This window comes from Paenibacillus forsythiae T98 (genome assembly GCF_000520735.1).
Classification (GTDB): Bacteria; Bacillota; Bacilli; order Paenibacillales; family Paenibacillaceae; genus Paenibacillus_AQ; species Paenibacillus_AQ forsythiae.
In genome coordinates this window covers 1-8,428 of record NZ_ASSC01000517.1, presented here as the reverse complement: position 1 = coordinate 8,428, position 8,428 = coordinate 1, and the positions used below count along the sequence as shown (strand labels likewise).

General features: G+C 52.4%; 6 protein-coding genes and 1 pseudogene. 1 reads left to right on the top strand and 6 read right to left on the bottom strand.

The window, feature by feature from the left end; translation table 11 throughout:
- The first annotated feature begins 862 nt into the window (after positions 1 to 862).
- Positions 863 to 1,693, top strand: coding sequence for a TerC family protein (locus L692_RS0116030; RefSeq protein ID WP_025701147.1), 831 nt, complete (start codon positions 863 to 865; stop codon positions 1,691 to 1,693).
- Between the two features lie 199 nt (positions 1,694 to 1,892).
- Here the strand turns inward: L692_RS0116030 and rlmN are convergent, their stop codons facing one another.
- The 6 genes and pseudogenes from rlmN to L692_RS33570 all read right to left on the bottom strand — a co-directional run.
- The gene (gene rlmN / locus L692_RS0116025; protein ID WP_025701146.1) at positions 1,893 to 2,960 is read right to left on the bottom strand and encodes a dual-specificity RNA methyltransferase RlmN; all 1,068 of its coding nucleotides are present in this window, start codon (positions 2,958 to 2,960) and stop codon (positions 1,893 to 1,895) included.
- Between the two features lie 148 nt (positions 2,961 to 3,108).
- Complete coding sequence (locus L692_RS0116020; RefSeq protein WP_025701145.1) at positions 3,109 to 5,487, bottom strand: S-layer homology domain-containing protein; 2,379 nt, start codon at positions 5,485 to 5,487, stop codon at positions 3,109 to 3,111.
- A gap of 163 nt (positions 5,488 to 5,650) precedes the next feature.
- Positions 5,651 to 6,406, bottom strand: coding sequence for an ABC transporter permease (locus tag L692_RS0116015; protein WP_025701144.1), 756 nt, complete (start codon positions 6,404 to 6,406; stop codon positions 5,651 to 5,653).
- The gene (locus L692_RS0116010) at positions 6,400 to 7,176 is read right to left on the bottom strand and encodes an ABC transporter ATP-binding protein (protein WP_036724023.1); all 777 of its coding nucleotides are present in this window, start codon (positions 7,174 to 7,176) and stop codon (positions 6,400 to 6,402) included. Before L692_RS0116010 ends, L692_RS0116015 begins: the two co-directional genes overlap by 7 nt.
- The gene (locus L692_RS0116005) at positions 7,157 to 8,140 is read right to left on the bottom strand and encodes an ABC transporter substrate-binding protein (RefSeq protein WP_084463224.1); all 984 of its coding nucleotides are present in this window, start codon (positions 8,138 to 8,140) and stop codon (positions 7,157 to 7,159) included. The genes L692_RS0116010 and L692_RS0116005 overlap by 20 nt, the downstream gene beginning before the upstream one ends.
- A 194-nt stretch (positions 8,141 to 8,334) precedes the next feature.
- A pseudogene (locus tag L692_RS33570) lies at positions 8,335 to 8,428 on the bottom strand (helix-turn-helix domain-containing protein); the annotation flags it as partial.

The following is an 8,428-nucleotide window of genomic DNA, read 5'->3' as shown; positions in this document are numbered from 1 at the left end:
AAACCGATGGGCTTCCTCGCTGTAGCAAGGGTGGCGACTGATATCATCCTCTGCTGCACTTGATGAACACGACGTCGGCTGCGGCTTCATTTTTTCCCACCTCCTTAAAGTAATGAGGAGTTCTACTCCCTTGCGCATACTTCGCATCATTCCCCGCGTCGGAAGCATGCGCCTAAGTTTTGCGGAATGTCAGCTGCTTAATGTTTCACAGCCGGTTTCCTTGGGTAAGATTCAAATTAGGTTATTTGTTAGATAACCTACATCCGACATGTCAGTTATCCTGACCTCAACCTTGCTTGAAAAGCTTTGCTGTACACTCATCATATTTTCAATCCCGTATATCGTCAATTAGCGTAAACGAGAAAATTTAAGGTATTTCAGCGTGTTTGCAGTTTCGTCAAATCATATGTTAAGTTATCTGACATTTAGGTCTCATGTTTACGTTTTCATATCCCGTTTTCATTGAAAATCAATGTCATTTTACTCCCCCTTTACAGTGGTTTAACTGAATGGTTTCTACATATATCCCCCTGTTCCGACAAAAAGGATGTCGACTCTAGCGGATTGAACTACATATCATAGAGGGAACAATTAAATTTCTCTACTGTTGACAATGTTTCTCAACTAATATATGATCTTTCTAGGCGAAATGAACTGAACCGAATATCCCGTAAAGGGGAGTAGCTGTTAAATAAAGTCGTCAGTACGAGAACGTAATTGTTTCTCCGGCTTTATTGGCAATTATTTATTGTTAGCGAGACCTTTACCATTCAGATTGATTCTTTTTTTGAATTCGATCTGTTTGGTAAAGGTCTTTTTTATATACTTTTGGGTCATCATAAACGCGAGGGAGGTAACAACAATGGATTGGGGATTATTATTGGAGTATGGTTGGGTTTTGCTTGTACTTGTGGGGCTGGAAGGGCTGCTCGCCGCAGACAATGCGCTGGTGCTGGCAATCATGGTGAAGCACCTTCCCGAGGAAACGAGGAAAAAGGCGCTCTTTTATGGGCTGTTCGGGGCGTTTATTTTCAGGTTCGGTTCGCTGTTCGTCATTTCGTTCCTGGTGGATATCTGGCAAGTGCAGGCGATCGGAGCAATTTATCTGCTGTTTATCGCGGCCAATCACATCATTCGCAAGATCATTGCAGCAAGGAAGCCGGTCACGGAAGAAGCTGCGGAAAGCAGCATAAAGGAGGACGCGGACAAGAAGAAAGGCGGCTTCTGGCTAACTGTCTTCAAGGTAGAGCTGGCTGACATCGCCTTTGCCGTCGACTCGATTCTCGCCGCGGTCGCTCTGGCCGTAGCTCTTCCGCCAAGCGGTCTTCCCGCGATCGGCGGACTAGACGGAGGCGTGTTCCTCGTTATTTTTGCCGGAGGCTTTATCGGGCTTGTTATCATGCGTTTTGCCGCCTCATTCTTCGTCAAGCTTCTCCATTCCCGTCCGGGACTTGAGATTGCCGCATTCTTCATCGTGGGCTGGGTCGGCGTCAAGCTGGCCGTCATTACACTTGCGCATCCTTCGCTTGGCATATTGTCCGAGCATTTCGCCCACAGCACCTGGTGGAAGGCAACGTTCTATATCGTACTCGTCCTTATCGCGGCGATCGGCTGGTTCACGAGCAAGCATACCGCGGAAGAGGACAAAGGCGTCAATCCGGTTCGCGAACTGAATAAGCAGTTGGGAAAATAAGCATCATAAGAGAACAACCTAAAATGACCTCGAAATCCACAGCAAGGTGGAGAACGAGGTCATTTTTGAGAATAATGTCGAGAGGCAGCCTGGGCAAAGCCTTCCTTATAGAAGAACCCCATTGGTCAATAGAGGGGGATGAAAGGTTTGTGTAATATACTTGTAAGTTAATCTAACTTAAAAAATTTGGAGAGAACGTTCACCCCTGTGCCGACGCCTTGATCTGCTTGCTGCGCAGTTGCCCGCAGGCCGCATCAATGTCCGTCCCCTGCTCCAGACGGGTGCTGACGCTCACGCCCTGTTTTTTCAGCGTATCGAAGAAAGCCCGGACCGTCTCCCGGTCGCTGCGCTGATACTGGCTATGCTCATCCACCGGGTTATACGGAATCAGATTTACATTGACGAGCGGGCCATAACCGCCGATCAGCTCAGCCAGCTCCAGAGCATGCTCCTGCTGGTCGTTTACATCCCGCAGCAAAATATACTCCAGCGTCGTTCTCCGCTTTGTCTTCTCCAAATAATAATCCAGCGCATGCATCAGCTTCTCGATCGGAATGGCTCGGTTAATCTTCATGATGCGCGTGCGAAGCTCATTATTGGGCGCATGCAGGGAAATGGCGAGATTTACCTGAAGCTCGCGGTCGGCAAATTCAATAATTTTGTCCGCAAGGCCGCTGGTTGACACGGTGATATGCCGTCCGGCAATGTTCAGCCCCTTCTGATTCTTGATAATCAGCAGAAAGTCCACCAGATTCTCGAAGTTGTCAAACGGCTCCCCGATGCCCATAACGACAACATGGCTCACCGTTTCATCCCTCCCCTTCCGGTCCAGATCCAGCTGTACCTGCATAATCTGCTCCACAATCTCTCCGGAGGACAAGTCACGGCTCTTGGACAAAAGTCCGCTTGCACAGAAGCTGCACCCGATATTGCAGCCAACCTGGGTCGTTACGCATACCGCCAGTCCGTATTTTTGCCGCATTAAAACCGTCTCGATCAAATTTCCGTCCGGCAGCCGGAACAGATATTTCACCGTGCCATCTATCGATTCCTGCTTGATGTGCTCGCTCAAGGTCCGGATGGAAAAATGCTCACCCAACAGCCGCAAGACGTCCGGATTCACATCTTCCATTAGCGAAAAATCCGTTACCCGCTTTATATACAGTGAGTCCCATACCTGCTGTGCCCGGAATTTGCGGTGCCCGCGCTCCAGCAGCCATGCCGTCAGCTGATCAAAGGTCAAACCATAGATAGAAGTTTTGCTCATTTATTTATCCTCTTTTCAGGGCTTTCACAATTGTATCTTATTGTCCCAAATTTTTTTAATTAAAACAAGTGGGTTCTCATAGGAAAAAGCCGTCCGGCGAAGGAGAATTTTCTCTCGCCGGACGGCTTGAAGCTTTCCGCTTGCTGTATTAGTATATGGACTGCCCAATCACCTGGTCCGTCTTGCCCTGAAGTTCAACCAGCTTGATCAGGACCGCGGCCGCTTCGGCTTTGGTTACGGTGTCGCCCGGATTAAACTTGCCGTTCTCTCCCTGGAGCAGCCCGAGCTTCACAGCTACCGCCACTTCACCCTTGCGCGTAATCAAGGCGGCATCCCCGAATTGGGTCAATGCCGGATCTGCCTGTAGGAAGGCGGAAATCTTGCTGTATTTGACAACCGAGGTCAAGAGTACCGCCAATCCCTCACGGGTAAGCTTGGCGTCCGGTTGAAATGTGCTGCCCGCATCGATCCACTGGTTCTGCGCAGCGTAGGAAACCGCATCGTAATATGGGCTTTCCGGACTTACGCCCGCAACCGGCTTGGGCTCGGTTCCATCATTGTAGCCTCTATAATAAGGCATAACCGCCTTGGCTATCCACGCCAGCCAATCTCCGGCGGTAATCTCGGCGTCCGGGTGCACCTTGCCATCCTGATCCGGTACCAGAATATTGTACTTCACCAATGTCGACAGCGCCTGCTCGGCTGCGTGTCCCTGGATGTCGGAAGCGGAAGGGTCTTTCTTCGATTGACCGAGAACCTCAAACTGGGTGGTCAGTTTGCCGGTTACCGCGTCAATAATTTCCGGCGCATACGAGGAATCTTTCGGCACAGGCGAATATACCAGCTTGATCTTCGGGTTGGTATAACCGGCGGTGGTATAGCCTCCGAAGCTTCCATACTGCAGCCTCACCTTATAGCGGTCTAAACTTTGAGCCCGCGCCTCCTCCTTCGTAACCTTCACTTGGGACAAGTCGATTCCGGCCTTCTCAAGATCCGTTGTCCTAGGAATATTATAGATCTTTAATGCGCCGGTATGGTCCAATACAAGCGTTACACCGCCCTCCCCAACCGGGACTCCTTTGTAGAAACGAAGAAATTGGAAGCTGAAGCCCGCGCCTTCGCCGAAGCCGCTGTCTTTCCGCTCGACCAGCTTCAGATTGCGGGCAGCGTCAGGATACAGGAGGTTAATCAGGGCAATCGCCTTCTTCTTGGCCTGCTGCTGCGTTACGTTAGCTTCCTTGCCCTTCGATTTGTCCGCTCCCTTGACGTCGGCCGGAGCTGGATATCGATTTTCATTGAAACTCAGAATTTGCCCGGTAACGGCGTCAACCTCGGCGCTGGACTGAGAGGGATAACCGGTCTTGAGAGACTCGTTGTCCAGCCAGTTCAAGCGCCAAACCTTTCGGTCGGTGTTTCCGTAATCGCTGCCAAGCGAACTGGATACCAGCTTTCTCGCCACAGGAATGGAGACAACCTGCTTCACCCGCTTGGCCGCTTCATCGCTCGTCAATTCTGTAGCCCCGGTTCTGGGAACGAAGCGATTGGCAGCCTGTGGAACATCGCTGTATACAGCGGCTGTCACCGTGCTCTCAGCGCCGAGAACGTCCAGCCGTTTGCCCGTTGCGGCGTCAATGGCATATAGCGCCCGCTCGGTCGGCCGCCAGCCCAGCGTCCAGTTGTTGGTTACGCCATTCTTGTACACAGGCAGGAGCACCAGCTCAACGTCAAACTGGCCGCTGAAGGTCTGCTCGGCCGTGGCCTTCGAAACCGATGCCGAAGCCGCCGGGTAGCTCCAATGCTCCGGTGACTTGTTGAACTGCCTTACACTGCCGTCCGCGGCGACAATCACGGTAACATTTTCAAGAGGGGAAAGTATGCCGTTTCTGAGCACGCTAAAATTAAACCCGTATTGTACGGGACCGAAAAGCGCCGGATTACTCGAATAATCATTGCCTTCCTGAAGCTCCAAATCGTTAACGGAAAGGGAAGGAACCGCTTTGGCGATAAAAGTCTCGGCCTTCTCCAGCGCCTGTTCCCTTGTAATTGCTGGGGGATAATAGTTCTCATTCTGCTGACGGCCCTGAAGATAAAGATATGTACTGATCAGGTCGCCGTTAAGGGCATCAATCTGGCTATTGAAGCTATATCCGCCAGTGCCCGTCTGGTAATTCCACTGAATGTTCCACACCATTTGATTGGACGGCGCAGGAAGTATATTGTTGATACCCAATTCCACATTCGAAACTTCAGCATCAGCCAAAATAGGAAACAACGCTCTCAGCTTGGAGATCGCCTGCTCTTTTGTAAACTTGACCTTGGCGGGGTCCGCTTGAACTGCCTGCGTGGAGGCTGCGGTATTCTGGGATTTATCTGCAGCTACCTCAATGGAGGCGGGTACTGTAGCAGCGTTTCCGAAAGAAGAAGCGGCGCCAGCCCATCCTGCCGGCACTACGAGAGTAAACGCCACCATTCCGGTTACTGCGGATTTGACCGTGAAGCCCGGCTTACGGATATGCTTTTTCCTCAAAATCTCATCCTCCTTTTTTCAATTCCTTGTAATTATAAAGATATCTTCATTTATTTTCCATATAAAATATCTATCATTCACAAAAAAGCCTTCTATCGCCCCAGGATAGGGCGAAAGAAGGCTTAAGCTCGCATCTCTTCAGCGCACGGTCTTAGAGTATAATTCAGTATCTCCGCCATTTCATAAAGATGCCGTCAAGCGCATCAACCAGCAGAAAAAGAATAAAGCCGACAAGACTGAACAGCAGAATGCCCGCATACATTCCGGGGTAGTCGAGACGCTGCCAGGCATCCATAATGAAGAAGCCCATTCCGTGCTCCGTCCCGTAAATCTCGGTAAAGAACAACACCGAAATGGCAGTCCCGAGTGAAATCCGGATCGTACTGAGAATAACCGCCAGCGCGCCGGGCAGCGTCACATGCCAAAATTTATGCAGCGCGGTTGCTCCGATGCTGGACAGCACCTCGTAGGCGGTGCCCGGAATCGCCTTTACGCCGTCGCGTACGGAGATAATGATCTGGAAGATCAGAATGAGCACGATCATCAGTATTTTAGAAACTTCCCCAAGTCCGAAGAACAGCATGACAACGGGCAGCAGGGCGATTTTGGGCACGGGATACGTCAAATAGACGACCGGATCGAGCAACCGGTTCCAGAATGCCGAGCGTCCCATGAGAAGCCCGATCAGCAGGCCAAGCGCAAGCGCGAGCAGCATCCCCGCAAAGACGCGGTACAGGCTGTATCCGACGTTCAGCCACATCTCCGCATACCCGAGCCGGAGCAAGGACTCGTAGACGGCACTGGGGCGCGGCAGGATCGGCATGTCGATGAGCAGAGCGGCGGCATACCAGACCGCGTTGATCCCCAGAAATACGAGCAATATCCGTAAAATATAATGATAGCGCGTTGTTTTTACCATTGTTCCCGCATTACCTTTCTGATCCGCTTGGTCTGCTCGAAGAATTCCGCGCTGCTTCGCTTGTCTTCATGCTTTAGCGAAAAAACGGGATTGTCGATAATATCAAGCTCCCGCCGGCCGCCAGGCGCCATTACGACAATCTTCTCACCCAGCAGGATCGCTTCTTCCACATCATGAGTCACAAATAAGGCCGTGACCGGACGCGTCCGCCAGTTCTCCAGAAACAGGCGTTGCAGCGTCTCGCGTGTCATCGCATCAAGCGCGGAGAACGGCTCGTCCAGCAGCATAATTTCCGGCAGCAGCGCGAATGCCCTGGCAACCGCGACCCGCTGCTGCTGTCCTCCGCTCAGCGAGAGCGGGTAGCGTCCGGCCAGATCGGCAATGTCCATGGCCTCCAGCCAGCGGCTGATCCGCGCCTCCCGCTCCTCCTTCCGCTTTCTTCCGGGCAGAATGACCGCAAGTGCCGTCCGGAGATTGGCGGCCACCGTCTTCCAGGGAAGCAGGCCGTAGCTCTGCGGCACTAGCCCGATGAGAGCTTTCCTGCCATGCACGGACTGCCCGTTATAAGTAATGTCTCCGACAAACCCGGGAAGCAGCCCGGCAACGGCTCGCAGCAGCGTGGATTTGCCGCAGCCTGATGGGCCGATCAGCGTGTAGATGCCATGCTCCGGAATGTGCAGCGAGGCCGGTCCAAGGGCAGGCGCGCCTTCTGCGTAGCTTATGGTCAGCCCCTGTATGCGCAGCCCGTCGTTACGGCTTGAACTGGACATCGGAGATCACATCCTCCGGAGACAGCTCCCGGGTCAGCAGCCCTTTCTCCTTGGTCCAGGCAAAAGCCGCCGCGACCTGCTCCGCATCGACTTGGGCTGCCGGAACGTAATCGGGCACCTTGATTTGACTCTTCAGCGTCTCGGGATAACCTACCGTTTTGATAACCGTGTCCATATATTCGCTCTGGTCATGGGATTTCATATAAGCTACCGCGTCGTCATAGGCTGCGTACATCGCTCGAATGGCCTTCGGCTTGGCGTCGATCGCGCTCTGCGGGATGGCAAGCACGAACGGTTGGATTCCGGCCGAGTGTGTGGAGCCAAGTACCCGCAGGCCGGCGGCTTTGCCCATGGTCACAAATGGCTCCGGAAGCACAGCCGCGTCGGCCTTTTTATTTTTGAGAAGCTCCAGTCTTGTCGGGATTTGCGGCACCTCGGTCACTTGAATGTCCTGCTCGCTCAGACCCGCCTGCTTCAGCATCGTGGCGACGGTGTACTCGGTAGAAGTGTTTTTGGACAGAATAAGCGATTTGCCCTTCAAATCCTTGACCTCCTTAATCCCGTCATTTCCCGTCAGCAGATCGAACTCGCCGAAGGTGGTGCTCGCGATCTTCACATCCAGTCCGGCGTTATTATAAATGGCGACCGCAACCAGGTCCGCACTGAGCCCCTCCAGCTTACCCGCCTGAAAGGCCGCGTCCCGGTCTTTGGCGCTTTTGAAGGTCTGAATGTCGAGATTTACTCCGCGCTTGCGGTCGAAGCCCTGCTCATGGGCGATAATAAACGGGATGGCGTCAAGCGAAGGGAGCATCCCCAAAGCAAACGAAGGCGTCTCTCCACCCGCTCCGGTATTCTCCGCGTCAGGCGAGTTTTTTTCATTGGAAGAACCGCAGCCTGCGGCCAATACAGCGAGAAGTGTTGTGAACAGCAGCAGCAATATTTTGTTCATCGTTCCGTACTTCATCAATCCGGCAATCCTCCATATCGTTTAGTGTAAGCATTCCTCCATCACGGCAGGAGGACGCAAATAATGCCATTTTACATCCGGTGTCTCTTTTTGTACACTCCTCCTGGCTTTAGAAGCTCACTTCGACGCAACAAAAAACCTTCCCCGGCCACTTGGCCAAAGAAGGCTTAACGCTTAATCGCATCCCCCGTCTATATCTTCAGTTCCCCAAGCTTGATCAGCAAAGGCAACCGCTTGCGAACGGCCTTGTACATTCAATTTTTGCATAACGTTGGAGATGTGGTT